This window comes from Cuniculiplasma thermophilum (assembly GCF_052315355.1).
Classification (GTDB): Archaea; Thermoplasmatota; Thermoplasmata; order Thermoplasmatales; family Thermoplasmataceae; genus Cuniculiplasma.
This window is the reverse complement of the sequence record NZ_JBLSDF010000019.1, coordinates 1-23,249: the sequence shown is the minus strand read 5'-3', so window position 1 is coordinate 23,249 and position 23,249 is coordinate 1. Positions and strand designations below refer to the sequence as shown.

Sequence of the window (23,249 nt, the reverse complement as noted above, 5' to 3'; positions counted from 1 at the left end):
CTTTCATTCCCATATAACATTCTTTGAGATTTCATTTTTATTGCTGCAATGAAAATGAAGAACCCATATTTCTTTAGATATTTTTTTATATGCCAGTTCAATAAGCCTTCAATCAGTATGCCAAAAAATCCAGATACAGGAAATAAACCGCTGGACGTTTTAAGAAACTCAGCAGAGAAAAATGTTCTTGTGGACGTTAAAGGAAACAGAGGGTATTCAGGTATCCTTGAAGGCAATGACGTATACATGAACCTGGTCTTGAGAAACGCCAGTGAAATAATAAATGGTGAGGTTAAGAGTTTCCATAACAGGATACTTGTAAGAGGAGACAATGTAATATATGTGTCCCCGTCAAAAGGTGATGAACAATGAGTAATGGAACAGCAGTAATGGGAAAGATGAACAACAAGAAGGTTCACATTAGATGCAGAAGATGTGGACATCACTCTTACCACGTAAGAGAGAAGAGGTGCGCTCACTGTGGCTTCCCAGCCCCAAAGCTCCGATCCTATAACTGGGCTAAAACCAAGTGAGAATTGTGCTGTAGTTGGATACTACGGCACGTCAGATTCTTTTGATAAACTTTATGTCTCACTGAGAACGTTGCAGCACAGGGGTCAGGAGGCTTCCGGTGTTGCTGTTTTTGATGGTAGAAGGGTTAATCTTTTAAAGGTCGATGGATACGTTTTTGAAGGATTCAAGCCCTATATAGAAGCAAATCAGGTCCCCCATGGAAACGTTGGTATAGGTCATAATAGATATTCAACTGCTGGACAGAAGAATCTCACAGGGGCCGGTCCATTTTTAATATCAACTGCCAATGGTGATATGGCTCTTGCTCATAATGGTGAGATAGTAAACCACAACGAACTTCGTGAGGAGTTAAAGGAAAAAGGCGTTCCATTCCTTACCAAGACAGATACGGAGGTTATGTTAAATATCATTGCAAGGGAGATTAAACTCAGGGGAACAAAATCAGGCATAAGGAGTGCCATGGATATCCTGAAGGGGTCTTACTCTGCAATTCTTCTCATACAGGGAAAGATGTTTGCCATGAGAGATCCCATGGGATTCAGGCCATTGATTTTGGGAAAAGTAGGTAATGACTACGTGGTTGCCTCTGAAAGCTCAGCCATAGAAGTACTTGGAGGAACCATCATAAGGGATGTAGATCCGGGAGAGGTTTTGGAATTTTCTGACGGAACTTACAACAGTATAATACGAGTCCCATCACCCAGACTTGCGCACTGTATGTTTGAATGGGTTTATTTCGCAAGGCCGGATAGTGTTATGGACAGAAGGGAAGTTTACGAGAGCAGATTAAAAATGGGCATGGAACTTGCAAAGGAATTTCCTGTTGAGGCAGATATTGTAATCCCGGTACCTGATTCAGGGAGAACTCAGGCCCTTGGATATTCCCAGCAATCAGGAATTGAATACAGCGAAGGGCTTTTTAAAAACAGATATTCGGAGAGAACGTTCATAATGCCAGGAGAGGCAAACAGGGATGTGGCCATAAAAATAAAATTAAATCCAATCAAGAGTGTGATAAAGGACAAGAGGATAATTCTTGTTGACGATAGCATTGTAAGGGGCACAACAATGAAGAGAATTGTTGGTATTTTGAGAAATGCAGGGGCCAAAGAAGTTCACGTAAGAATAGGTTCTCCACCCATAATCGCTCCCTGTTATTTTGGCATAGACATGAAAACAAGGGACCAGTTCATAGCCCTGAATAAAACCCCTGAGGAGGTGTCCTCCCTGGTCGGTGCCGATTCTGTGGCTTATCTTTCCATCAATGGACTCATGAAAAGTATTGGAATGACAGAAAGGGAACTTTGTCTGGGTTGTCTTACTGCAAAATATCCTCTCAAAGTGAGCGGGGAAATGGAAGTGGGACAAACAACGCTGGATCAGGCCTGAACAATTTTTTCCTTCATTTTGTCTATTTCTTCCTTCCGGATTGGATTGCCGGAAAAATCTGCACGGAGACATATGGCAAGTTTTCCAGCCAGTTTCCTTGCCACCTTTCCCCTTGTTGATGGAGTTGCAGATGAAACCAGAGGAGATTTGTATATTAAGCCGTACTTTGGATTTTTAACCTTCTTTATTTTACTTATAAAGAGAGACTTCTCTGCTCCTGCCATCTGAATGGAAGATGATCTGCTCATGGCAAGTCTTTCCAGATTACCAAAATGGGCCAGAAGTTCTGCAACCGTCTCTGTTCCTGCAAGATATGATGAGCCCGGTAAAATTTGAATGATTCTGCTTTCAATGTCACTCCAGAGTTCGTTCTTCTTCTGAGACATATTCATCCCAAGGGTCCCAATCTTAACCATGCCCTCTTCATCCTGTTCCATCAGGTCACGGAAAAACTGTTCCTTGCTGCCGTGATTCCCCGTTATGAGTGAAAGGGCCAGGGATTTTTCATACAGTGTATTTATAAGTTCATCCATGGAGAGATAAACATTGATGATCTTTACCAGCTTCCAGTCTTCACCCAGCGACTTTCTTAATTGAGAATGTCCGAATGCTATGATGGATTCTCTGAGATCTGGCATTTTTTCAGGTTTTATCTCTGTTGTCGGAACATCATTACCCTTGAACAGATCCTGAAATACTTCCACTGGATTGCTTTCCAAACCCTCGTACCACTCAAATCGCCCATTAATTTCCTTACCGTACCATTTATCGTATTTATGAGTGGAACTCATCTTCGGTCACGCCCCTTATAGGGTGGTCTCCTTGCCCTCTCTGATCTGAATCTCTGATCTCCATGATTTCTCTCCTCAGATCCTTTCATGGAATCCCGAGGAATATTATTTTTTTTATTCCTGTCATTGCCACTGAATTTATGCACTTCCATCTTCTTTTCCTTTTTAACTTCTGAATCTGTACTCCCCTCAGGTTCGATCATGATTCTATCGAAATCCACTATTTTTGTCTCCATAATCTGATTATATGATAGGAGCATCTTTCCGGTACCAACAAGTTTTCCGCTCTCCGAGAATACTCCAACTCTATCCCCTGCTAGTGGATTACCGATTATTGCCTTTAAGCCACCCGGATAGAGATCTGAGCCATGAGATATTGTCTTCAGGGCCGAATCCTTAACAATAACCTTTGGGTAAGGTGAAAAAAGGTATGATGCGGCGAATATGGATTCCCGCAATGGCTTATCCTTACCTTCACCTGCAAGGATCATATAGTCGCTCAGCTGCTGAAGGGTGATGCAATTCTTTTCAGTGAAGGGAATGGTGCTTATTCTTCTCAGATCGGTCATGTTAGCCCTTGTACCCAATAGATATCCCATATCAAGACACAGTGTCCTAACATAAGTTCCTGATTCACACTTAACCCTGAAAAGAATGTCCCTGCCATCAATTTCAAGAATTTCCAGTTCGTAAATCTTCTTAGGTCTTACCCTTCTGGCAACCGCACTCTTAATTGGAGGTAACTGAAATATTTCGTCCTGAAAAAGATTGAAAATTTCCCTTATCCTGCCCTCATCAACCTCACTGTGAAGTTTCATGGTGGCAATATATTCTTTGGGTTGCTCATGTGCGATCTCCACTAGCTTTAATGCCTTACCCATGGCCATTACAAGCAGACCTGTGGCCTGTGGATCAAGAGTACCAACATGACCTACCTTTTCAACACCTGTTATTTCCCTTACCCAGTGGTCCACCTGATGACTCGTTGGCCCCTTCGGTTTGTCTATGCATATGAAGCACCCTTCTTCAGGCATGGGGAAAGATGTAATCGTAGATTTTTTTTGCAACGTATTCCGCTCCTCCTTCTGTGGTATCTATTACAGCATCATATATGCTTTTATCATCCATATCGAAATTGAAGTACTTCTTGAAACGGAGATTCTCTGAATGTTCTCTCTCCAAAACACGCTTCCTTACGTCTTCTGAGGATTCTCTTTGAGTAACCCTCCTAACCCTCTCCTCAAGTGGGGCGTCAAGAAAAACTTTGAAGGCCGAAATGCCGGCAGAATATGCAATCCATCCGCAGAGCCTTGATTCAACAATTATATTATCATTCTCCCTCAGGAATTTCTCTATCTCCCTGTTGAGACGAAAATCCATGGAATCATCAGTTTCAGCAAATTTATTAAACTCCTCAATGGTTAAACCCATGTTCTCTGCCAATTTACGGAAAAAATAACCTCCAGAATATACCTTGAAACCAGTAAGCTGACTTAAAAAATTAGATACTGTCGATTTACCACTTCCTATGTGGCCACTAACAGTAATTTTCATGCCGGACTTTCTTCCTCCTCCTTTCTTATCTTATAGGAGAAATCCACATATTTTATCACCATAGTTATAAAGTAACCAACGACCATGTTTGATATGAAGGATATTATGATCCAGCTTGGAAAGAATCCGATTATTGCGTTAAGATTTACATTGGATGCCCATGGAAATGATACATAGGAGAATTTAAGGTTGGAGAGAAAGTAGTAGAGCCACACAAATATGAGAAGCGTAAACATTGACAGAAATATAAGTGGTGTTGTACTGGCCATCTGGGTTGCCTGCTGTTCAAGCATCATATCCTGTCTCATCTTGTTAAGTTTGTTGACCTTGTCTCTGTCATTTTCCCGATAAGCCTTGGAAAGGGCCTGACTGAAGGCTCTCTGTCTTGTCTGGGCCCTCCCTATCTTAACCCAGTCTGTGAAGAAATATCTGGGTATACCGCTGACCAGTCCGGTTATAATTCCTGAAAGACTTATTGTCAGAACAGGATACTTATAGCCAAACCCTATTAATGGACCTAAAACGAATTGAAATGCGCTCCCGATGGCATCTCTTACTGGAATCACATATATTACCACTATACTGAAAATGAATATCAGAAAGTAAAGACCCTGAAATTTATACAGGGATTTTGTCATTTCCTTCTGTCTTTGAAGCTGTTCAAGTCTTCTATCCTGCTCCGTCATCTTGACAACCTCTTAACTATTTCATTGGATGCATCTTCAGGCTTTCCCTCACCATTGTTTATGAAACTGACAGTTGCTCCTGTATAAACAGAATATGACACAGCATACATCCTGTTTATCTCCTGGTGAAGACGTATATCATCGACGGTTTCTTCGTCCCTCTTTCTGGTAGGATCATTATCACGCCTCTTCTTGATCTCCTCAGGGCTTGCCTCCAATAAGAAAAATGCGGCTACCTTGAGTTCCCTTATAACCCATTCGGGAAGACCAGGAAGGAAGCCTTGATTTCCCCTTATGGCCATATGAGTATCAATTACTACATCCTCCATCTGACCAATAGTGGAGGCGGCCTTTTTCTGGAGATTGATCTGTGTATCGACACTGAGTTTTCTTATCTCATCTCTTGATTCCACAAGCTTAATGTCCTTTGCCATTTCGAACATCAATGTACCGTAATTTATAATATCGTAGCTGGTGCTTTTTTCCAGGTGCTTCAGGACTGTTGATTTTCCAACACCTGCCACACCAGCAATAACTACTCTCATTTTATCCCTCCACGAAGAACTGTCTGATCAGTGGGTGCATTTCCATTATCTGCTCTCTTCCTACTGCTTCATAGAACTGTATGACTATACCCACAGCAAGAAGTAAGCCTGTTCCTGATGTGTTTCCCACAGTTCCTATAAGATCTGCTGCTGCAGCCAACAGTCCCACTGCTGCTCCACTGAATATGGTTATCACAGGAATATACTTCTTCAGGACTCTTTCCAGTATTTTTGGGTCCCTCCTGAATCCTGGAATCTGCATTCCCGATGATATTATCTGCTTCGCAACCGCGTTTGGACCCATATTGGTTGTTTCAATCCAGAATTTGGCGAACAGTATACTTGCTCCTGTTAGAAATCCAAGGAATATGATAACGTGAAGTATCTCTTCCATTGGTGTGTGACCAAAGAGAACTGTTGTTCCGTAGATCTGTGGCTGGAATATTGGGAACAACCAGTTAGCCAAACCGTTTGGAGTGTAAAGGTAGAATGCTAAGCCTCCTGTTGGTGTGGTGGAAGATATGTTAAGTGCCTTAGCTGCCGCAGGCGTAAGATATGAACCCAGATAGGGATTGTGTCCAAGAATTGGAATCTTACTGAGGGCAGGGCTGCTCCAAAAGAGAAGGGTCCACATGGATACGTTAGCAAGAAGTGCGGTTGCAAGGATAACCGGTATGTTTGATGCATAGAATAACTGCAGTGGATATCTTCCCCTTGCTCCCCTTACTCTCTCGTGGGCAATGGGTAATTCGACCTTACTGCTCTGGAAATATGCCACTATAAAGAATATCAGAAGTGTTCCAAGAAGTGCTATTATGGGGTTTGGCTCACCAAAGAGAAGTCTGGGAATACCGGAAGCTGACTGAAGATAGGATGCCCCACCATTAATTATGGTATAGAATATATCAGGAATTGTACCGGCAGGTGGGTTTGATAGGGATAGGGGAAGACTTAGATTCTGTGGTGCCCAGTTAAAGGCTCCAGTGAACAATTGCTGTGATACACCAGCAGCAATGAAGAGTGAAATACCGGAACCTATACCGTACTTGGAAACAAGTTCATCCATGAGGAACACAAGATATGATCCAAAGAATAACTGGATAACGATGATTGAACTTGCGAGGAAATTACCATAACCGGGCGCGAGAGCGTTAAGACCAGATACCAGTCCAGCATCGGGGACAAGATAACCGAAGGCCTGTGGGATTGCCTCCACAAATATCATAAGAATGACCATCAGTTTCTGAACACCCTGGTATATGGCCTTATCTTCGGAATTTGTGAGATCGATATTAAATATCTTGGCACCGGCAAATAACTGCATAACTATACTTGCAGTAACAATTGGACCTATTCCAAGATCCATCAGGGAACCTTCAGCACCTGCAAATATAGCCCTGAAGGATGCAAATACATCTATTGAGTTTGCGGTATTCAGTCCGTAAATATACACATTGGTTAAGGCAAAATAAAGAACCACAACCACAAAGGTCCACATCAACTTGTACTTGAACTGAACGTGCCCCTTTGCCTTTTTCACCGCAGGAAGCTTTGCCGTCAGATTTTCCAGACCATACAGTTTGGATTTCTTGGGACCTGCGTAACTGACAACCAAATATGTAATGCCAAATAATGGCGACATTATAAGCGCCGCTATGAGTACCTGTAAGAGAGGCAGCTTACTGAAATACCAGAAACCTGCAACTGTCATTAAAAAAATAATGACAACAGGTACTGCTGTTGCTTTATTCCTCTGAATTTCCTTCGTCATCTGATTCTACCGATATCCCTAAAGTGCTAAGCTTATTTATGCATCTTTCGGTTGCCTTTGGTACTATTATTTTAGATTTTACCTTGAATTCCCCCGATGAAAGAAGTTTTGTATATCCAGCTGATTTGAGATCAATAACTGTTGTACCCTCTGATTCTGTGACATAACCCTTGTTTCTGAATACTTCTATTGATTCCGTCAGCTCTCTTAGAGTTATTGGAATTTCTATGTTGCTCATTTTGTGACTTTTGAAGCCGTGTGTCCCAAAGTGCTCCCGGTCATACTTAAGCATCCATACAGACCTGTGCTTTCCAAGTCCAGACATGCCGGAACCTCCCCTCTTACCTTTTCCTCTTCCGGCCTTCATTCCTCTGCCGTAATGGCCTCCTCTCTGTTTTTTAGTTTTCGTTCTTACCATCCATCTTCACCTTCGGAACAAGCATCCTTCTAATAAGTTTATTTATATCCTCTCCCCTGTATCCGGCAGTTCCACCCTCTCCCACTGACTTTCTTATATATTCAAGGCCGCCAATGGGTGGATGTAATCTGAACAGAGGTACAATATTTGGTATATCCCCGTACTTTATCTTACCTGAAATAAGGGCATCTGCAAGACCTTCATAACCTTCCAGAGAAAGGTTCTCCTTTATGTACTCCTCTGTTAGTTTTTTTCTTCCCGAAAGAAGTGCCCTCTCCTTGAGGACCTCCACCAGGGTCTCCTTATTTATCTCTCCCCAGGTAACATAGTCCTTTGCAATCTGAAGCATTCCCTTTGTTGTATCGGATTCTGGAATTACAACCATATGATTTATTCTGTGCAATCTCAATAAGGCAACAGTTTTCTCTGCCTGCGCCCTTATTCCTGTTCTCCCCCTGATTCTAATGACTGCCAGCATTTGAAACACTCCCCGTATATATTGGCGTACTCAGCTGAATCGCAGGATTGATTCTTATCTCTATGGTCTGCTTCAGGGCTGCAAATGTTGCCTCAGCATAATTTACAGTGGTCTTTGTGTGTCCCTTTGCAAATCCCCAAGCATCTTCAATACCGGCCATTCTCAATATTGTCTTGGCAACATCCCCTGTTGCCCTTCCGACACCCTGCGGCGATGGCTTCAGTCTCACAGACACAGATCCAACGTGACCCGTTACTGTGAATGGAAATGTGTGTGCCCTTCCGCAACCGCATTCCCATGAACCACATCCCCTTCTTATCTCTATGAGATTCAATTTTGCATTATTTATAGCCTTTCTTATGGCTGGGGCTGCTTCCTTAGCCTTACCTCTACCAAGACCTACAAAACCGTCCTCATTGCCCACAACGGCCGTTATTGAATAATTCATTCTTCTTCCAGAATCTGTCATTCTCTGAGCCCTTTCTATGTAAATTATCTCATCCTTCAGGTCCGGCATCAGAATGTCAACTATCTGATATTCCCTGAGAGGAAGCTTTGTTGCCAGTGCCTCGGACATGGATTTTATCTGACCAGAAGCGACCATTCTACCAAGCTCAGTTCTGGGTATCCATTTTTCATCTTCCATTTTACTTCACCTTTTCCTGTAATTTTTTCTTCATATCTTCTATATTCAGGGGATTCTTGAGATGCTTTCCCTCTATTCTATCCTCAGATGGAAATATCTCTTCAGAACTTGGCACATCCACGCCCGCATCCTTGAAACCCTTCAGAACAGCGGCTATTCTGCCACCTCTCGTTATGTTATATCTACCTGGATCGAGTATGGCATACTCAACTCCCAGTTCTGTTGCCTTGAGACCCAGCATATAACCTGAAAGATATGCTATCTGTGTGTTGTTTCCAGATATTCCAATCTCCTTCCTGAGATTGACATCTGTTACTGTTGCCATTACCCTGTCACCAACTGGTTCATATTCCACCAGCTGGCTAACAATCCCCTTTCTGGAGGGACGAACCACAAGCCTTGGTGATTCAGACTTAAGAAGTGCCAGTCTCTTCCTGTAATCTGTCACACCTGCCTTCTTTCTCTTTAATATTGTTGGCGTTTTCATTTCTCCTCACCCAGTACACCTGCAATTTTTAACTGCGATCTAAGCTGTGCACGAGATTTTATTGTTCCTCCCTTGATTATTCTGTAATACTTTCTGTAGGTTTTTGGATCAATCTTTCCCTCTGATTTGAGAGTCCTCAATTCATCTCTCAGAGCCCTTATGGTCTTAATCCATCTTCTCTTCTTTGGAAATCTTGCATTTCTTGTACCTCTCACAGAACCTGGGCCTCTTCTTCTCTCCTTGGCCAGCTGTTTCAACCTCTTTTTGAATCTTGCATTGGAATTTCCCTTTTTCTGCTTCAACTGAATAACGTGCTTCTGTATGAGATCCCTGATATCCTCTCTTGTTGCTGCTTCCTGTATAAGACTGATACTGTTAGTATCTATCCATACCCTTGATTCCCCTGCCTTAAATTCATCTGATGCAATTCTCTTTGCTGTGTCTAGCCTCATTTAGTCCACACTCCTGTTAAGGACCCTTATTCCAAGCTCCTCTGCCTTCTCTTCAATCTGAACTCTCTTTTTTCTACCGATAGTTGAGGCAATTCTGCAGGCCTGTATATTTTTGTCAAGTTGTTCAAGCTCCTTCATATTGTGAACAAGAACTTCCCTGAAACCGGAAGGGTGTAAGCCCCTTACAGCGGTAGGTCCCCTGTATCCAGCATCAACCACAGGTGGTCTTCTGCTAAGATGTTCTCTCAGTTTGGAGTGCTTACCCCTTGGCTTTCTCCACTCCTCTCCAAATTTCTTATACCTGAACCATTCCTGTCTTCTGAATTCAACCCTCTTTCTTGCCTGCCTGTTCTTAATTTTTAACAATCTCTTTGTATTTTTGTCAAGGATGGGCTTTATATTATTCATTATTCGCTCTCCTCCGTCTCTATTGGGAATATACCATCCTGGAATATTCTTAGATCAAAGCCTCTTATCTTTGTGGAGCGCTCGATGTTTGAAGATGTTTCTCCAAGTTCCCTCTTGTCAATTCCAGTTAATGTTATCCTGTCGCCCTTAATTGACACCTTTGTGCTGCCCACAATAAGTGCCTCTCTCTGACTCCTTTCCCCCAGGAAATTTTCAATCACTACCTTCCCGTTTTTAACGGACACTCTTGTTGGAAAATGTGTGTAGTCAACCTTCATTGTATAGGTGAAACCTTTCGTTGTACCTTCAATGCAGTTGAGTATTTCTGACTTCCATGTACCCACGATACCATTGGTGTACCTGTTACTCTTCGAAGACTCTATTGTTATCCTGTTATTTTCCATTTTCACTCTGACGTAATTATCAAGGAAAACTCTGGATACCTCACCAAGCTTTCCCTTGAATGTCCATTTTCCTGATTCCTCCCTAACTTTCACGTCAGAAGGAATATTTACAACTTCTCTTGATTCCCATTTTATCATTTCCACACCTCAGTAAATGTAAGCCAGTAATTTTCCTCCAAGCCCAAGCTTCCTGGCCTCAACATGGCTCATTATACCCTTCGTGGTTGTCACTATAAGTATACCGAAATCCTGAGCTGGCAGATACCTGGATTCAAATCTGTCCAGATTTACCTTCTTCACGGAATATCTTGGCTTTATTATACCGCAGTTGTTGATGGTGGTGTTAAGGCTGATCTTGAACTTACCGCCCTTACCATCCTCTATTACCTCGAAGCTTTTGAGATAGTTGTAGTCCTGCATAACCTTCAGAACCCTTCCTATCATTCTGGCAGCCGGCCCAATTACTATCTCCCTCTGCCCTATGGAAGAGGCGTTCTTTATGGAATTTATTATATCGTTTAAAGGATCATGTCTCATCTTTTACACCTCAGCTATATTTTTTGAATCCTATGGCAGGAGCGGTATCCCTGAAGCACTGTCTGCACATTCTAATACCATATCTTCTGACCATTCCCCTCTTTCTTCCGCATCTCACGCATCCTTCAGTCCTGCCAAAGTTCTTCTTAGGCCTCAAAATTAAATTTGACATCAGTTCACCTCCTGAATCTGGAAGTTTTTCTTCAGAAATTCTAAAGTTTCTTCCTTAGTTATCAGTAACTTCTTTGAAAGAGCCTGCTTTCTGATCTTCCTCTTGGAATTTCTGTAGCCGCCTTTTCTCTTCAGAACAACCGCTATATCCATTCCAAAGATTCCAATCTCTGGATCATACTTCATGCCCTTGAAATCTGTATAATCGGCAATACCAAAGTATGCATTCCCCTGCCTGTCTATGGAATAGGTTGGGAACTTAAATTCTCTTGCATAGAGCGCCTCTTTGAGGAATGAGACGGCATCGTCCTTTCTTAGTGTAACCTTGGCACCGATTGTTAGACCTTTTCTTGTATTGAATTCCCTGACTGTTCTTTTTGAAACTGTTAATACAGGTTTGTGGTGTGTAAGCATCTCTATAACCTTTACTGCTTTATTGAGTCTTTCTCCAGCCTGTCCCACACCTATATTGACAACAACCTTGTCAATGGTTATTTCATGCATCTGATTTTCCTTTTCCATCAGGCCTTACCTCCGGCAACATTTGCAAAGTTAATTTTCAGGGTTCCCACAGGGAATACATAATCTTCCACTGTTGCAAACTCTTCTTCCATCTCCACTAAGTTTGCCCTGGAAGATTTGCTTACCTCAACGCTCTTCACTGTGGAAATTGTCCCCACGTGGTTTCCTCCTGTAAGAAATACTTTTGCTCCTTCCTTTAGACGAATTACATTCTCAATGTCCTTCTTTTCCAGATTGAATACTGCCACATCTCCGGTTTCAATTTGGATATCTGATAATTTATTCACTCCATCGTGGAAAACAAGCATTGTCTTTCCACCCCTGACAGTTAATTTGTTCACAAGCTTTCTTGGTTTTATCTTTGATGTTTCTTCATTCTCCTCAACCGGAACAAGCCTTCCGAGCTTATCATATACAATTCTGTAATTTTTCTTGATGGAGGGAATGGAAACAATGTCCATAAAACCTACTGCAAATCTCTTCTGCTTAACGACCTTTCCATCTACAGAAACAAGTCCATTGGTGAGTATTCTGGATATTTCTCTCTCCTTGTCACCCAGTTTCAGATAGTCTCTCAGCAGATGGAGAAGCGGTATGGATTCATCCTTCTTATGGGCTCCAGGAGTTGCCGATACACCCCAGAAGTATTCCTTCCTGGGTATCTTAACCACTCTTGGAATCATCTGTCTTTTACTCTTTGTTATCATCTTCGTTCTCCTCCTCTACATCATCCTCATCATTCTCTTCCTTTTCTTCTGATTCATCAGATTCCATTGATTTTACTTCGGTTCCTTCAGACTGATTATCTGAAATTCCTTCGTCCTGTGAATCAACGGTTTCTGCGTTTTCACCTGCTGGCTCTGCAATGACCTTTGATTCCTCTATAACTTCCTCACTGAGTGATACATTCTTTGCAGCTGCAAGCTCTTTGAGCCTTGCCTCCCTCTTTTCATCAGAGAGGTCAAGTTTTTTAATTACAACCTTCTCGGGTGAAATTTTGTACTCCTTTTCTTTGCCATCGGCCTTGGCTATATTAATGCCCTCTATGACGATCATTCCGTGTCTGTGATCAACGATAGAGACCTTTCCGCCTTCTCCCTTTCTATTACCCTTCACCACTTCCACAAGGTCACCCTTCATAACTGGAAACTGCCTTATTCCAAGCTTTTTCCTGAGATCTCCGGAAAGCGTTATCTTAACCTTATTCATCATTTTCTCTTCACCCTACACTATGGTGGAAGCTATGGCCGCAATTCTTGGCCATCTTTCGGCAGCCTCTCTTGCTACCGGACCTTTAATTTCCGATCCTCTTACCTCTCCTTCAGGTGTTACAAGAACAGCAGCATTTTCTTCAAAGGAAATAATGGAACCGTCTGCCCTTCTGAATGGTCTCTTCTGTCTAATAATGACTGCATAGACAACCTTGGCTCTCATTTCAGGACCACCTTTTTTGACGCTTGCTATAAATAGATCGCCTACACCAGCAGATGGTACTCTGCTTGCAACTCCGTGATAGGCCTTTACATCTATGAGACTGATCACCTTTGCACCACTATTGTCTGCACAAGGTATCCTGGCTCCAAGTGGGAGACCTCTGCTCTGTCTTCCTGCTATACCCTTCATTTCTTCACCTTCCCGACTATAACATGAGAAACTGTTTTGGCAATCTTCCTGCATTCAGCAATAAGCACTTCATCCCCCTCATTCACATCAATGCACTGAGGCAGATGTACGTGATATCTTGCAATTGATCGCTCATATCTCTCGTACTTTTTGTTAAATCTTCTGAATTCTCTCTGCACAACAGCGCTGTTAACCATTGCTGTTGAGACAACCTTGACCCTTGTTATTCCTCCCCTTACACTTAGATTGGAGTGGAATGGACATTTTTTATCGTTGCACTCCTTTTCGGGTGCCTCTACATCTATACCAATATTCCTGGACAATCATTTCACCTTCCTGATATTCTTCGTGATTCTTCTCAATTCCTTAATTCTGTTTTCCGGCCTGTAGCATATGAATTTCCCGTCGATGACAAGTTTCTCGGAGCCCATGTCAATGGAAAAACGGCATATGGATTTTGGAATCTTGATCTCCCTTCCCTTCACGTCAATTATAAACATGTTCTTTGTCTCGTTGAGAACATATCCAGACATTTTTTGTACGGTGGGATTCGTAGATTCCATCACCGTTATTCTTCTTCCGAGAAATTCCCCAGCGACGAGTTCAGACATTAACCTACAACCTCCGTTCTGAATCCCATCTCTTCAAGATATTTCTTCACAGAATCCCTGTGGTCCCCTTGAAGTTCAATGGTTTTACCATCCTTTACAGTTCCTCCAGATGCAACCTTCTTTTTGAGGGTCTTTGCGATATCATCAATATTCTCCGACTTTGGATCGATCCCTTCTATAATGGTTACGTTTTTTCCGTATCTCCTCTTATCTACGGTTATTTTCACCGCCTGAGTGTCCCTGGTAAAACCGTCCCATGGCTGTAATTCCTTAGGTATTCCTGTAAAGTTCTTATCTTTCATCTTTTTATTTCCTCCAGATGGTTGAGCGTTTCTATCCTAGCTATCTGTCTCCTTATGGATCTTATAAGACCAGGATTTAGAGGCGCTCCCCCCATTGCAACGCTCGCTCTCTGCCTGAGGAGGGATTCCTTCAGCTCTTTTAGCTTGTCGTCCCTCTCAGTTCTGCTCATTTCTCTCAATTTGCTCGCTTTCAACTCTGCCATTATCTACTTCCTCCTGTTTCCCCAATAACTCCTTTTTGACTATTATATCGTCCGGGAGCTTGTATTTTTTATTCAGTATCCTAACAGATACCCCTATTATACCCAGTTTTAACTTTGCTGTTGCAAAGCCGTACTCTATTCCTGATCTTGCAGGCTCACCTGAATATTTAATCGAGCCGTAGAAAAATTTCTGTGTTCTTGCCCTTTCTCCTGAAATTTTTCCACCGATCTTTATCATGACGCCTCTTGCATCGCTCTCAATGATCCTTCTTAGAGCTGTATTTCCAGCCTTCCTGTATGCCCATCCCTTTTCAAGGGACATGGCCACTTTCTTTGAGACGATCTGAGGATTTAAATCAGGGTCCTTGACCTCCATTACCTCTATTCTTGGACCTTCTATCTTGTACTTTCTCTTCAGGGTTTCCTCTATCTCCTGGACCTTTGATCCTCTTCTTCCAATCACGAGACCAGGTTTGTTAACCACCAATCTTATGGAGGTGTCAAGGAGATTTCTTTTCATCTCTATGCCACCAAATCCAGCATTATCAGTCTCCCTCTTTATGTATTCAGTAACCAGGAGCCTCTTAATATTTTCATTTATGAATTTTCTCTCCTTCACTGTTCCACCTCCTCAACTACAACAGAAAGATTAACAAGATCTCTGTTGTTGGCCCCTGCCCTTCCGTAGGCTTTTGGCATGAAACGCTTCAGCATCATTCCCTTATCTGCGCTTATGTATATTATTTTCATATTGTCTGAGTCCAACCCTTTAAATTCGGCATTTGCCTGTGCATTTTCCAGCAGCTGGATGAAATGCTCACAGGCCTTAACCGGATATCTTCCGGGACCTGATCCCTTCCTGTGGGAAACTGAATCAAGGTACCTGAAGTATCTTACGGGCTGCTCCTTCTTTATGACCCTGTTGAGAAAATCTATGGCCTTATTCAGATCCATACCTCTTATGTTGTGTGCTATATTTACTGCGTCCTTAGGAGATATGTTACAACCCTTCTTCATGGCTTTTGCAGATTTTTCTGGTATATTTTCTATTGAGTATCCTTTCATTTTACATCACTTCAACGGCATGAACTTTGATGATCTTGTAGCACCTACACCGGGACCCGAATGCTTTACCTCCTTTCTTGTGAGGGCAAATTCCCCAAGGTAGTGACCAATCATTTCAGGTTTTATTTCGAACTTAACGTAACCGTTCCCATTGTGTACCTGTATGATCTTTCCAACGTATCTGGGTAAAATTATGAGGTCCCTCACATGGGTCTTCAGTTCCTTTTTACTCTTTCCCAGTCTTCTTACGAGTATTTTCTGGTCTGGACTCATTTCCCTCTTGAGACTTCTTCTTGCTCTTGCCGGGAGAATTTCCATAAGCTTTTCCTTGTCCATCTTCTGGAGTTCTTCAAGGGTGAATCCCTTGTACCTGAACTCCTTCGATCTTCCCATTGCCACTTTCTGTGACTTTCTTGATCTTCTCCGTATGGATTTTGCTGAAGCCTGTCTATTTGTGGTCATTTAACCTTCCTCCTCTGTGGTGATAATCTTCCTACCTTTCTACCAGGTGGCGTACCCCTTCCCACTGTACTTGGTCTTCCAACATGCTGATGATTTCCTCCTCCATGTGGATGGTTGATTGCATTCATTGCAACTCCCCTCACTGAGAATGGTCTCTTTGCTCTGCTCTGCATGTAGTGAACCTTTCTTCCTGCCTTCAACACAGGAATGTCCTTTGCCCCTGTACCTGCAACATATCCAACTGTTGCTCTGCATTGGGGATTAAGATTCTTTATGGCACCTGATGGTAATTTGATTGAAACCAGATCACCGTGACTTATTACCTGCGAAGCTGCACCGGCTGTTCTGCACAGTTTTCCTCCATCGCCTGGGACGGTCTCTATGTTATATACAAAAGAACCGTCAGGAATCAGTCCTAGATATGTTGAATCTCCAGATTTCGGATTTTCAACCCTCCCTATTCTGACACTCTGATCCACGTAAGCACCATTAAATGCTATCTGGTAAGTTTCCCTTCCCTTTTCATCCCTCAGGACCAAAACAGGGGAGTTTCTGCCGGGTGCATGTACAATATCCTTTACTTTGTACATTCCATCAGCAGGTATTCTCATAGGGCTCAGATGTCTGTGGCTTGGACTTTGATATACCATGCCACCCTTTCCCCTTCTCTGCGTAATTATTCGTTTACCCATTCATTCACCTCAATATATGCCAATTCTCTCTCCAATTTCCTCTGCATTGTATGCCTCGTCAAGAGTCACGATGGCTTTCTTTCCCCTTTTTGTTCTCAATATGTTTACCTTCGTCACCTTAACATTAAACTTTTCCTCAACCTCATTGGCAACATTCTCCTTCTTGGCCTCCTTTCTAACAATAAACGTCAGTTTGTTTTCCTTCTGGCCATTTAACATTGTCTTTTCTGTCGCCACCGGAGATATAATATAATCCATCAGTTCTCACCCGCCATATCCTTTATTGAAGTCTCTGTATATATCACAAGCCTTCCTCCCTGACCACCCGGTGCGAGTTTTGATATTGAAATATTTTTTGAATAGGCAATATCTACCCCAGGCAAAGATTTGAAGGCTTTAAGGCTAAGAGGACTTGTAGTAACTATGAGAATGCTCTTCGGTGTTCTGTATCTTCTGTTTCTCATCTTTCCTCTTCCTGCCCTTATTTTTGTCTTCTCCTTTGCTCGTTTAATATCATCCCATACACCAAGATTCTCTAGGAATTGCCTGGCATCCTTCGCCTTAACGATTTCGTTGATCTTATCCTCAACAATAACAGGCAACTTTAGTTCCTCTGAAAACTGATGACCTCTCTTTCTTACCAGATCTGTGTTTGCGGTCATGGCAACTGCGCTTCTCCACGCAATTGCCTTCTCCCTCTTGTTTATATGAAGAACAAGGTTCTTACTTGACCTGGGTGAGTGAGGACTCCTTCCACCCTTTGTGCTTCCCAGTTCCACTGCCCTTGAACTTCCTGATACTCTGGGCATTCTAGAAATTCCCATCCCAGGCCTTGATGTGTGCCCCACTCTTCTCATACCTGCACTTGGAGACGAGCCGTAGGGATGCCTGTATGAAAGTGATATGATTCTGAAAGCCTTCTTCAGAATATCCTCTCTGATTTCATTTGAAAATACTTCGGGAAGATCTATTTCTCCCTTGCTTTCACCGTCAATTGAATAAACAACTGCCTTCATTTTTAATCACCCTGCTTTGATTCTCTTGATATATAGGAAATCTGCAAATTCTCCACCGATGGTGACTTTTGTCTTGCCGGATCTCTTAATTTTACAAGCCTCTTGACTGACCCTGGAACCGAACCGTGAATCAAAACGTAATTTGTCCTCACCAGACCGTAATTGACAAATCCGCCTTTAACATTGATATCGTCCTCTCCCTGAGACTTTGCATATTTTATGATCCTCATATTATGCTGTGTTCTCTGATGTGCACCCATCTGACCGGCCTGTGGAACCTGCCATCTGATCCAGTCTGGATGCCATGGTCCAAGGGTACCAATCATTCTCCTGTGTTTTCTGTTCTTTCTCGGGAGAAGTTTTACACCAAATCTCTCTACGTGACCAGTGAAACCTTTTCCCTTTGTAACAGAAATAACATCAACAAAATTACCGGCCTTTGAAAAATCTGAGAACTCAATATCCTTACCTAGCTTTTCCTGCGCATACTTCAATCTGGCATCTATTGTGGAACCGCCAATTCTTGCCTCAAAGATATCCGGTATCTTCTTTGGCACACCAGTCAAGAGATTGGGCCTGAGCATTAACAAAACTCTAACCTCAGCAATATCTGATGGAACTGCCTTCTCCTCTCTCTTCTTTGCCTCTGGTAATACTTCGTAAATTCCCTTGTCCAGATTATCAGCCCACTTCTCGTATGAAACCTTCAGTCCATCCTCCGTTTCTCTGTATGTCCTCAGGGCAATGACTTTGGCCGGCGGAACTTCCAGTATGGTAACAGCTGCCATTATACTCCTTCCGGCAGTAGTGCTGTTTTTCCTGTAGTCCACCATTTCGATATGAGTCATTCCAACCTTATATCCAGCAAAGGACTGAATCTTTGGATTTCCATCGATTTCAGGCCAGCTGCGTATGGTAGATTTTAGACCGGGCTTCCTCTTCCTATGATAGTATCCTAACGAACCCCTTCTGGGGTGATGCGGCGTCGCCATATTATTTCACCTTTTACCGTTACACCTGTACGTGCTCACAATTTACATATTCTGAGACACGACCTATGGATGCATATGCATTGCCATGGGTGTATGGTCTTTATTCTTCACGTTAATATACGAGCCTATTTAAACCTTTATTTGAAAATGCAATTTCCCTGCCATATAGTAAAGTCAATTTTTGAAAGATTTGAGGAAAATGCTTGAGTTTCATATTAAATCACTCAATGCCATAAATTAAACATTTTTTGTCATTGATATATAAAAAGGCCAACGAATCTTTTATACCTTTTGACTTTGAGAGTGAATATTTTCAATGAAGATTCCCCGCATTAAGAATTAATAGAAAATAATGTTAATTAATCACTATAATCTTCGACTTCCTCTATAGATTTTATTACAAGATCGTCCATAGATTTTACATTATTCATGGAATGAAATCTCTCTGCGTGTTCTCTTGCCTTATTCTCGATTTTCTCTCGGCTATCTCCGTAAATCTTGTATTCACATGGTTTTACCCTAATTTGCAAATAAACCTATAGGTTTACTTATGTATTAAATATTACATCCATATTAGATCTTTCTCAGGTTAGAACCCCTTAGAATAATGAAATGACCTAAATGCAATTATGTATCCTTCAAGGATAGTGTAATGAATTTCGTGAAAAAAACTGAAGTGAAAATATCAGCTACGGATAAAGTCATAAATTGAATGAAACGTTATAGTGTTTAGACCTAGAAAAATGAACATGAATTCTAAAAAAGATGAATTGAGGAAGATGACCTGTGAAAAGATAAGGAATAAACTGATGAAATTCACATTATCAACTATCAGGATTAATTGCAGGCATACTTTGAAAAGATTCCAGTACAGGGAAATTCATATTAACAATAATCACTGCAATGAGAAATGAAAAGATAGAATTCCAATCGGCATGAGTGAGACCTTCATATTCATGCAGGTGCCGGGATTTGGACCCGGGTTGAAAGCTTGGAAGGCTCTCGTGCTAGACCAGACTACACTACACCTGCCTTAAGGGTGAATTTTTAACTCCTATTTATGAGTATTTATCGGTCCCGCTTTTATCTGAAATAGATCGACTGAGTTTCATTGAAATAACGTCCACCAGATTCCATATAGAATGAAAGGGAAATGAGAGTATCCACAGGCTGGACTGTCATGTTAATATATTCACTGTTCCCGTATTGATGGTCATTCTTTATTATTGTGGCACCTGATGAATCAGGAATGTTGATTTTCAATACTGTAACATTTTGTACAAAATATATCTGATCCCTCAGATTCAATACACTCTGGTTCACTGGTAGAATATACTGACCATTGGACTGTCCTACAGGTATGTATTTTCCCCCTTCCATTATCTCAAGGGACAGTGAGGGTGATGTGTTTACGGATATTGGTGGATTCAAGGCGACTGACCAGAAGAGAATAGACGTTAAAAGAAGCACCATGATCATGTAGAATTTATGGGAATTCCTCTCTGGTATTCTGAGACCAAGGAGTTTCACGATTCTGAAAAGTGCGTATAAAAGGAATATCAGAAGAAGTGCAGACAGATAATAAAGGCCATTTAGCTGGAGAAATCCCTCCAGCAAGCCTGATCCTATACCGAGGAGAAAGACAAATATGGTAGTCTTTGCTCTGTCCCTTTCCTCTCGAATGTAAGTTTTTTCGTTGAATTCAGGCTCCACAAAAATAGGAGCATCGTTTTTTGGTTTCGCCATTTTTCTGGTTATATTCATATCATTAATGAATTTAACGAGTCTTCCGGTTTTTTTGATTTTATAACACCCGAAGAGATTAAAATCCCTTCAGCTCCAAGGGATTTTGATATGGAGACGTCCTGTGAATTCTTTACCCCTGCACCTACCAGTAATTTTGTACCGTAGGATTTACATATGTCATGAGATTCCCTTATTATATCAGGTTTTGAAGTTGATACTGAAATATCACCCCCTATGAGTTCACGGGGTTCATATGCAACATATCTGGCACCATTTTCACACAGAAACTTTGTTTCTTCCAAGCTCTCAGAGCATACAAAAATCCTGAAATCCATAGATTCCGAAAGCTTCAATGTTTCCAGTATAATTTTCCTATCAACCCTCTTTTCAGAATGATTCAATAGGGAAGCCCTGATTCCAAATTCGATGAGCTGTTCCATAATTATGGAACCTGTATGGGCACCCGGGATGTAAGGATCAACATGCTGTGATATCACGCCATCAAATTCCTTTGAAAGATACAAATCGGTGAATGAAAGCGCATAGTAAATTTTATAATTTTCTCTCCTCAAAGCACTCAGCCTTTCCAAGAGCTCTCTTCCCTTCTTTCCATATCCTTCTCTGTACGTTTTAAAATTAACAATTATTTCAAACATCCTTATGCCCATAACATACTCTTTGTTAATCTTTTCAGGATTTATTTGGAAACCAGATGTCGGATACAAATAAAAGAACAATACCCATTCCTAAAAATTCTGAATGCTTTCGATCACATTATCTCATAATCCTATCAATGCCAATTATTTCCTGCCTTAATATTTCAAAGGAAATCATGAATTTTTACATTCAGTTCAGTACAAGAAATGATATAAGTCTCTTGAGAAAATGCATGCTCTCTGGAAACATTTCAAGAATATACTCTCTCTGATCACTGGTGAATATTTTCATATATTTTGTTACCACAACGAAGATTATGGCCCCAAGAAGTATCAGAAAACCTAACACTATTATGTTATAGCCGTAAATCCTTAAAAAAATCTGCATCAGAGAGAAAATTATAGCGAACATTACAATTGCAGATAGCCATATCTTTCCAATACCTCGAATATTGAATTTTACAATATTCTCCCTTCTTCCGAGATAATTCAGGATTATAAACGTGACTCCGCTGGTTGAAGAGAGCCCAAGTGCCGCCCCAATGAGGCCTATGAATGGTATAAGAGAAAAAGATACAACAATATTGGCAATAAGAGAAGCAAGAGTCGAATATATGAATATTGAGGTTTTCCTGACAGATGAAATAGCCTGAGTGAGGACATTTTGTGATATGAAAAGAGCAGGTATGAACATGAGAATCATAAGAGCGTACTGACCCGAAACATAACCTGGCCCTGCAACGAAATAAAGCACCATTGGGGCCAGTGCAGCTATTCCCAACGCAACAGGAACATAAAAATAGTATAATAGAAGAGAGGATGCTCCTACATTTTCTCTTATATTTTCTCTGTTGTTGTTTCCATAGAATTCAGAAAACTTCGGTAGCGTTATATTGTTAAATGGAATTGATATGAAGCCTATACCTGACATTATGAGAATTGAGAAATTATATATGCCCAGATAGGTCGTACTCATAAGATATGTCACAACGAATCTGTCAGTATATCCCGCACCATAGCTCAGAAGTGATGAGAGAAGAAGCGGCAGTGAATATACAAAAATTGTACGACTACCAACCACTCTATGGCTTCTTCTCATATAGCTCCTTGCCAAAATAACCAAAACGTAGAAACCACTAACAGTTATTCCAAGGATCAGACCTAGAATCCATCCATAAATTATTGCTATGAGTGAGTGCCTTAGAAAGGCAAGTACCAACGCTCCGAAGTAATAGATGACCCAGATTACAACAGATATTACAGCTGAGACTTTAAATCTCTCAAAACCAAGAATAGCTCCGTTCAGAATTGAAAACATTATGTTTCCAAAGAGTACAAAGGACAATAATTTTACATAGACAGTATAACCAGGAGTCTTTATGAAAAGCATTGATATATAGGGTGCCAGTACATAAAGAACAATTGCACCTATTCCAGCAATTAAACCACCTATGAATAGTATCCTGAATACAGTTTTACCTGGGGAATAGATCTTTGAATTGAGATTGGAAGATATGAAATGCGTTATGGCACTGTTTAGTCCAAGTGTGAATATGATGCCAAACAAACCAACTATAGCGATGAAAAGGGCGATAACACCCATATCGCTTTGATCAAAAATACGGGCAGCAAATATGTAGAAGAGAGAGCCGGAAACCAGTTGAACGCCATTTCCAATAAACTGGTATATGGCACTGACACCAACGTACTCTCTTTCCGCCCCTAACTCCATTGCCGATGTGATGTTTCCACGCATAATTAATTTTTGTGAGAATTCCAAAATTGTTCTGGATGGAAATAGTAAGTGAACAGGCAAAGTTTATTAATAAACAAAATATAAAAAACATAATGAACCTTCCAAAGTCGCTCCCTGTAATATTTCTTATTGTTATACTCCTACTTTCGGGAGCGGTTTTGGTTAATTTTTACAAAGATCCGGGGATTAATCCTAGTATAGCGTTTCCTAATTATACTTGCAATATCATGCTCCTATTCCACCTGGCATCTCATCCATCCTGTATTTCCACGTGAAGACAACAGGTTCGCTGTTTGTCTCTTCTATGTAACTTAGAATCCTTTTTTTCAGGT

The 23,249-nt window shown here is 41.4% G+C and carries 37 protein-coding genes and 1 tRNA gene; 3 read left to right on the top strand and 35 right to left on the bottom strand.

The features are described from left to right. Positions 1-117: 117 nt before the first annotated feature. Genes ACNF42_RS04680 through purF form a run of 3 tightly spaced genes read left to right on the top strand, consistent with a single transcriptional unit; the run spans position 118 to position 1,923 of the window. Positions 118-372 (top strand): LSM domain-containing protein, encoded by a 255-nt coding sequence (locus ACNF42_RS04680; RefSeq protein WP_443339427.1) that lies wholly within the window; start codon positions 118-120, stop codon positions 370-372. After that, positions 369-533: a 50S ribosomal protein L37e gene (locus tag ACNF42_RS04675; protein WP_443339425.1), complete on the top strand. Its 165-nt coding sequence runs from the start codon at positions 369-371 to the stop codon at positions 531-533. Before ACNF42_RS04680 ends, ACNF42_RS04675 begins: the two co-directional genes overlap by 4 nt. Continuing rightward, positions 481-1,923 (top strand): amidophosphoribosyltransferase, encoded by a 1,443-nt coding sequence (gene purF, locus ACNF42_RS04670; protein ID WP_443339424.1) that lies wholly within the window; start codon positions 481-483, stop codon positions 1,921-1,923. Before ACNF42_RS04675 ends, purF begins: the two co-directional genes overlap by 53 nt. Here purF and ACNF42_RS04665 read toward each other — a convergent pair. The 35 genes from ACNF42_RS04665 to ACNF42_RS04495 all read right to left on the bottom strand — a co-directional run bounded on the left by ACNF42_RS04665 (position 1,914) and on the right by ACNF42_RS04495 (position 22,893). Continuing rightward, on the bottom strand, positions 1,914-2,714 hold the full coding sequence (locus ACNF42_RS04665) for a hypothetical protein (protein ID WP_443339423.1): 801 nt from the start codon (positions 2,712-2,714) through the stop codon (positions 1,914-1,916). The two genes, purF and ACNF42_RS04665, sit on opposite strands and share 10 nt — an antisense overlap. Continuing rightward, on the bottom strand, positions 2,711-3,781 hold the full coding sequence (locus tag ACNF42_RS04660) for an RNA-guided pseudouridylation complex pseudouridine synthase subunit Cbf5 (protein WP_443339421.1): 1,071 nt from the start codon (positions 3,779-3,781) through the stop codon (positions 2,711-2,713). Before ACNF42_RS04660 ends, ACNF42_RS04665 begins: the two co-directional genes overlap by 4 nt. Continuing rightward, entirely contained in the window at positions 3,741-4,268 is a 528-nt protein-coding gene (gene cmk, locus ACNF42_RS04655; protein WP_443339419.1) for a (d)CMP kinase, read from the bottom strand. Before cmk ends, ACNF42_RS04660 begins: the two co-directional genes overlap by 41 nt. Then, positions 4,265-4,954 (bottom strand): DUF106 domain-containing protein, encoded by a 690-nt coding sequence (locus ACNF42_RS04650; RefSeq protein WP_443339417.1) that lies wholly within the window; start codon positions 4,952-4,954, stop codon positions 4,265-4,267. The genes cmk and ACNF42_RS04650 overlap by 4 nt, the downstream gene beginning before the upstream one ends. Continuing rightward, the gene (locus ACNF42_RS04645) at positions 4,951-5,499 is read right to left on the bottom strand and encodes an adenylate kinase (protein ID WP_443339416.1); all 549 of its coding nucleotides are present in this window, start codon (positions 5,497-5,499) and stop codon (positions 4,951-4,953) included. Before ACNF42_RS04645 ends, ACNF42_RS04650 begins: the two co-directional genes overlap by 4 nt. Position 5,500: 1 nt before the next feature. Then, positions 5,501-7,270, bottom strand: coding sequence for a preprotein translocase subunit SecY (gene secY / locus ACNF42_RS04640; protein ID WP_443339415.1), 1,770 nt, complete (start codon positions 7,268-7,270; stop codon positions 5,501-5,503). Then, a complete protein-coding gene (locus ACNF42_RS04635) occupies positions 7,245-7,688 on the bottom strand; it encodes an uL15 family ribosomal protein (RefSeq protein ID WP_443339413.1) in 444 nt (147 codons plus the stop codon). The genes secY and ACNF42_RS04635 overlap by 26 nt, the downstream gene beginning before the upstream one ends. Then, positions 7,669-8,166, bottom strand: a complete 498-nt coding sequence (locus ACNF42_RS04630) for a 50S ribosomal protein L30 (RefSeq protein WP_443339412.1) — start codon at positions 8,164-8,166, stop codon at positions 7,669-7,671. Before ACNF42_RS04630 ends, ACNF42_RS04635 begins: the two co-directional genes overlap by 20 nt. Further along, positions 8,150-8,812 carry a 30S ribosomal protein S5 gene (locus tag ACNF42_RS04625; RefSeq protein WP_443339411.1) on the bottom strand — a complete coding sequence of 221 codons (663 nt, stop codon included), beginning with the start codon at positions 8,810-8,812 and terminating at the stop codon, positions 8,150-8,152. Before ACNF42_RS04625 ends, ACNF42_RS04630 begins: the two co-directional genes overlap by 17 nt. A 1-nt stretch (position 8,813) precedes the next feature. After that, a complete protein-coding gene (locus tag ACNF42_RS04620) occupies positions 8,814-9,299 on the bottom strand; it encodes a 50S ribosomal protein L18 (RefSeq protein ID WP_443339409.1) in 486 nt (161 codons plus the stop codon). Next, the gene (locus ACNF42_RS04615; protein ID WP_443339407.1) at positions 9,296-9,751 is read right to left on the bottom strand and encodes a 50S ribosomal protein L19e; all 456 of its coding nucleotides are present in this window, start codon (positions 9,749-9,751) and stop codon (positions 9,296-9,298) included. Before ACNF42_RS04615 ends, ACNF42_RS04620 begins: the two co-directional genes overlap by 4 nt. Beyond that, positions 9,752-10,159 carry a 50S ribosomal protein L32e gene (locus tag ACNF42_RS04610; protein WP_443339406.1) on the bottom strand — a complete coding sequence of 136 codons (408 nt, stop codon included), beginning with the start codon at positions 10,157-10,159 and terminating at the stop codon, positions 9,752-9,754. Further along, positions 10,159-10,701 (bottom strand): 50S ribosomal protein L6, encoded by a 543-nt coding sequence (locus tag ACNF42_RS04605; protein ID WP_443339405.1) that lies wholly within the window; start codon positions 10,699-10,701, stop codon positions 10,159-10,161. Before ACNF42_RS04605 ends, ACNF42_RS04610 begins: the two co-directional genes overlap by 1 nt. 9 nt (positions 10,702-10,710) lie before the next feature. Continuing rightward, a complete protein-coding gene (locus tag ACNF42_RS04600; RefSeq protein WP_443339404.1) occupies positions 10,711-11,100 on the bottom strand; it encodes a 30S ribosomal protein S8 in 390 nt (129 codons plus the stop codon). Positions 11,101-11,110: 10 nt separating this feature from the next. After that, on the bottom strand, positions 11,111-11,272 hold the full coding sequence (locus ACNF42_RS04595) for a 30S ribosomal protein S14 (RefSeq protein WP_443339402.1): 162 nt from the start codon (positions 11,270-11,272) through the stop codon (positions 11,111-11,113). Continuing rightward, a complete protein-coding gene (locus ACNF42_RS04590) occupies positions 11,272-11,793 on the bottom strand; it encodes a 50S ribosomal protein L5 (RefSeq protein WP_443339401.1) in 522 nt (173 codons plus the stop codon). Before ACNF42_RS04590 ends, ACNF42_RS04595 begins: the two co-directional genes overlap by 1 nt. Next, positions 11,793-12,500 carry a 30S ribosomal protein S4e gene (locus ACNF42_RS04585; protein WP_443339400.1) on the bottom strand — a complete coding sequence of 236 codons (708 nt, stop codon included), beginning with the start codon at positions 12,498-12,500 and terminating at the stop codon, positions 11,793-11,795. Before ACNF42_RS04585 ends, ACNF42_RS04590 begins: the two co-directional genes overlap by 1 nt. Continuing rightward, positions 12,484-13,005 (bottom strand): 50S ribosomal protein L24, encoded by a 522-nt coding sequence (gene rplX, locus ACNF42_RS04580; protein ID WP_443339399.1) that lies wholly within the window; start codon positions 13,003-13,005, stop codon positions 12,484-12,486. Before rplX ends, ACNF42_RS04585 begins: the two co-directional genes overlap by 17 nt. A gap of 12 nt (positions 13,006-13,017) precedes the next feature. Beyond that, positions 13,018-13,416 (bottom strand): 50S ribosomal protein L14, encoded by a 399-nt coding sequence (gene rpl14p / locus ACNF42_RS04575; RefSeq protein WP_443339397.1) that lies wholly within the window; start codon positions 13,414-13,416, stop codon positions 13,018-13,020. Continuing rightward, positions 13,413-13,739, bottom strand: coding sequence for a 30S ribosomal protein S17 (locus ACNF42_RS04570; protein ID WP_443339396.1), 327 nt, complete (start codon positions 13,737-13,739; stop codon positions 13,413-13,415). The genes rpl14p and ACNF42_RS04570 overlap by 4 nt, the downstream gene beginning before the upstream one ends. Next, on the bottom strand, positions 13,740-14,027 hold the full coding sequence (locus ACNF42_RS04565; RefSeq protein WP_443339395.1) for a ribonuclease P protein component 1: 288 nt from the start codon (positions 14,025-14,027) through the stop codon (positions 13,740-13,742). Continuing rightward, positions 14,027-14,329 (bottom strand): translation initiation factor, encoded by a 303-nt coding sequence (locus ACNF42_RS04560; RefSeq protein WP_443339393.1) that lies wholly within the window; start codon positions 14,327-14,329, stop codon positions 14,027-14,029. Before ACNF42_RS04560 ends, ACNF42_RS04565 begins: the two co-directional genes overlap by 1 nt. After that, positions 14,326-14,532 carry a 50S ribosomal protein L29 gene (gene rpmC / locus ACNF42_RS04555; protein WP_443339392.1) on the bottom strand — a complete coding sequence of 69 codons (207 nt, stop codon included), beginning with the start codon at positions 14,530-14,532 and terminating at the stop codon, positions 14,326-14,328. The genes ACNF42_RS04560 and rpmC overlap by 4 nt, the downstream gene beginning before the upstream one ends. Beyond that, positions 14,486-15,151, bottom strand: coding sequence for a 30S ribosomal protein S3 (locus ACNF42_RS04550; protein ID WP_443339390.1), 666 nt, complete (start codon positions 15,149-15,151; stop codon positions 14,486-14,488). The genes rpmC and ACNF42_RS04550 overlap by 47 nt, the downstream gene beginning before the upstream one ends. Then, positions 15,148-15,597, bottom strand: coding sequence for a 50S ribosomal protein L22 (locus ACNF42_RS04545; protein ID WP_443339389.1), 450 nt, complete (start codon positions 15,595-15,597; stop codon positions 15,148-15,150). The genes ACNF42_RS04550 and ACNF42_RS04545 overlap by 4 nt, the downstream gene beginning before the upstream one ends. A gap of 6 nt (positions 15,598-15,603) precedes the next feature. Continuing rightward, positions 15,604-16,059, bottom strand: a complete 456-nt coding sequence (locus ACNF42_RS04540; RefSeq protein WP_443339387.1) for a 30S ribosomal protein S19 — start codon at positions 16,057-16,059, stop codon at positions 15,604-15,606. Next, positions 16,056-16,751, bottom strand: coding sequence for a 50S ribosomal protein L2 (locus ACNF42_RS04535; RefSeq protein WP_443339386.1), 696 nt, complete (start codon positions 16,749-16,751; stop codon positions 16,056-16,058). Before ACNF42_RS04535 ends, ACNF42_RS04540 begins: the two co-directional genes overlap by 4 nt. Positions 16,752-16,760: 9 nt before the next feature. Then, positions 16,761-17,009: a 50S ribosomal protein L23 gene (locus tag ACNF42_RS04530; protein WP_443339385.1), complete on the bottom strand. Its 249-nt coding sequence runs from the start codon at positions 17,007-17,009 to the stop codon at positions 16,761-16,763. Beyond that, on the bottom strand, positions 17,009-17,767 hold the full coding sequence (gene rpl4p, locus ACNF42_RS04525) for a 50S ribosomal protein L4 (RefSeq protein WP_443339384.1): 759 nt from the start codon (positions 17,765-17,767) through the stop codon (positions 17,009-17,011). The genes ACNF42_RS04530 and rpl4p overlap by 1 nt, the downstream gene beginning before the upstream one ends. 2 nt (positions 17,768-17,769) lie before the next feature. Next, entirely contained in the window at positions 17,770-18,759 is a 990-nt protein-coding gene (gene rpl3p / locus ACNF42_RS04520; RefSeq protein ID WP_443339382.1) for a 50S ribosomal protein L3, read from the bottom strand. A 359-nt stretch (positions 18,760-19,118) separates the two neighbouring features. Continuing rightward, positions 19,119-19,289, bottom strand: a complete 171-nt coding sequence (locus ACNF42_RS04515; protein ID WP_443339381.1) for a hypothetical protein — start codon at positions 19,287-19,289, stop codon at positions 19,119-19,121. A 427-nt stretch (positions 19,290-19,716) separates the two neighbouring features. Next, positions 19,717-19,791: transfer RNA gene (locus ACNF42_RS04510), tRNA-Gly, on the bottom strand. A 51-nt stretch (positions 19,792-19,842) separates the two neighbouring features. Beyond that, positions 19,843-20,505, bottom strand: coding sequence for a hypothetical protein (locus tag ACNF42_RS04505; protein WP_443339380.1), 663 nt, complete (start codon positions 20,503-20,505; stop codon positions 19,843-19,845). A 14-nt stretch (positions 20,506-20,519) separates the two neighbouring features. Further along, positions 20,520-21,173 carry a triose-phosphate isomerase gene (locus ACNF42_RS04500; protein ID WP_443339379.1) on the bottom strand — a complete coding sequence of 218 codons (654 nt, stop codon included), beginning with the start codon at positions 21,171-21,173 and terminating at the stop codon, positions 20,520-20,522. A 178-nt stretch (positions 21,174-21,351) separates the two neighbouring features. After that, entirely contained in the window at positions 21,352-22,893 is a 1,542-nt protein-coding gene (locus ACNF42_RS04495; protein ID WP_443339378.1) for an oligosaccharide flippase family protein, read from the bottom strand. Between the last annotated feature and the right edge of the window lie 356 nt (positions 22,894-23,249).

Coding starts and splice junctions, on each gene's coding strand:
- ACNF42_RS04650 (WP_443339417.1), bottom strand. CDS start 4,954: ATGACGGAGCAGGATAGAAGACTTGAACAGCTTCAAAGACAGAAGGAA.
- ACNF42_RS04680 (WP_443339427.1), top strand. CDS start 118: ATGCCAAAAAATCCAGATACAGGAAATAAACCGCTGGACGTTTTAAGA.
- rpl4p (WP_443339384.1), bottom strand. CDS start 17,767: ATGAAGGCAGTTGTTTATTCAATTGACGGTGAAAGCAAGGGAGAAATA.
- rpl3p (WP_443339382.1), bottom strand. CDS start 18,759: ATGGCGACGCCGCATCACCCCAGAAGGGGTTCGTTAGGATACTATCAT.
- secY (WP_443339415.1), bottom strand. CDS start 7,270: ATGACGAAGGAAATTCAGAGGAATAAAGCAACAGCAGTACCTGTTGTC.
- ACNF42_RS04595 (WP_443339402.1), bottom strand. CDS start 11,272: ATGTCAAATTTAATTTTGAGGCCTAAGAAGAACTTTGGCAGGACTGAA.
- ACNF42_RS04625 (WP_443339411.1), bottom strand. CDS start 8,812: ATGGAAGATGAAAAATGGATACCCAGAACTGAGCTTGGTAGAATGGTC.
- ACNF42_RS04530 (WP_443339385.1), bottom strand. CDS start 17,009: ATGGATTATATTATATCTCCGGTGGCGACAGAAAAGACAATGTTAAAT.
- ACNF42_RS04585 (WP_443339400.1), bottom strand. CDS start 12,500: ATGATAACAAAGAGTAAAAGACAGATGATTCCAAGAGTGGTTAAGATA.
- ACNF42_RS04535 (WP_443339386.1), bottom strand. CDS start 16,751: ATGGGTAAACGAATAATTACGCAGAGAAGGGGAAAGGGTGGCATGGTA.
- ACNF42_RS04605 (WP_443339405.1), bottom strand. CDS start 10,701: ATGATAAAATGGGAATCAAGAGAAGTTGTAAATATTCCTTCTGACGTG.
- ACNF42_RS04620 (WP_443339409.1), bottom strand. CDS start 9,299: ATGAAAACGCCAACAATATTAAAGAGAAAGAAGGCAGGTGTGACAGAT.
- ACNF42_RS04630 (WP_443339412.1), bottom strand. CDS start 8,166: ATGCTGGCAGTCATTAGAATCAGGGGGAGAACAGGAATAAGGGCGCAG.
- ACNF42_RS04615 (WP_443339407.1), bottom strand. CDS start 9,751: ATGAGGCTAGACACAGCAAAGAGAATTGCATCAGATGAATTTAAGGCA.
- ACNF42_RS04675 (WP_443339425.1), top strand. CDS start 369: ATGAGTAATGGAACAGCAGTAATGGGAAAGATGAACAACAAGAAGGTT.
- ACNF42_RS04635 (WP_443339413.1), bottom strand. CDS start 7,688: ATGGTAAGAACGAAAACTAAAAAACAGAGAGGAGGCCATTACGGCAGA.
- ACNF42_RS04665 (WP_443339423.1), bottom strand. CDS start 2,714: ATGAGTTCCACTCATAAATACGATAAATGGTACGGTAAGGAAATTAAT.
- ACNF42_RS04600 (WP_443339404.1), bottom strand. CDS start 11,100: ATGAGACATGATCCTTTAAACGATATAATAAATTCCATAAAGAACGCC.
- rplX (WP_443339399.1), bottom strand. CDS start 13,005: ATGATGAATAAGGTTAAGATAACGCTTTCCGGAGATCTCAGGAAAAAG.
- ACNF42_RS04610 (WP_443339406.1), bottom strand. CDS start 10,159: ATGAATAATATAAAGCCCATCCTTGACAAAAATACAAAGAGATTGTTA.
- ACNF42_RS04495 (WP_443339378.1), bottom strand. CDS start 22,893: ATGGAGTTAGGGGCGGAAAGAGAGTACGTTGGTGTCAGTGCCATATAC.
- ACNF42_RS04565 (WP_443339395.1), bottom strand. CDS start 14,027: ATGTCTGAACTCGTCGCTGGGGAATTTCTCGGAAGAAGAATAACGGTG.
- cmk (WP_443339419.1), bottom strand. CDS start 4,268: ATGAAAATTACTGTTAGTGGCCACATAGGAAGTGGTAAATCGACAGTA.
- ACNF42_RS04590 (WP_443339401.1), bottom strand. CDS start 11,793: ATGGAAAAGGAAAATCAGATGCATGAAATAACCATTGACAAGGTTGTT.
- ACNF42_RS04645 (WP_443339416.1), bottom strand. CDS start 5,499: ATGAGAGTAGTTATTGCTGGTGTGGCAGGTGTTGGAAAATCAACAGTC.
- ACNF42_RS04500 (WP_443339379.1), bottom strand. CDS start 21,173: ATGGGCATAAGGATGTTTGAAATAATTGTTAATTTTAAAACGTACAGA.
- rpmC (WP_443339392.1), bottom strand. CDS start 14,532: ATGGCAGAGTTGAAAGCGAGCAAATTGAGAGAAATGAGCAGAACTGAG.
- ACNF42_RS04560 (WP_443339393.1), bottom strand. CDS start 14,329: ATGAAAGATAAGAACTTTACAGGAATACCTAAGGAATTACAGCCATGG.
- ACNF42_RS04545 (WP_443339389.1), bottom strand. CDS start 15,597: ATGAAAGGATACTCAATAGAAAATATACCAGAAAAATCTGCAAAAGCC.
- ACNF42_RS04540 (WP_443339387.1), bottom strand. CDS start 16,059: ATGACCACAAATAGACAGGCTTCAGCAAAATCCATACGGAGAAGATCA.
- ACNF42_RS04505 (WP_443339380.1), bottom strand. CDS start 20,505: ATGGCGAAACCAAAAAACGATGCTCCTATTTTTGTGGAGCCTGAATTC.
- rpl14p (WP_443339397.1), bottom strand. CDS start 13,416: ATGAAGGGTATAGCAGGAAGACAGAGCAGAGGTCTCCCACTTGGAGCC.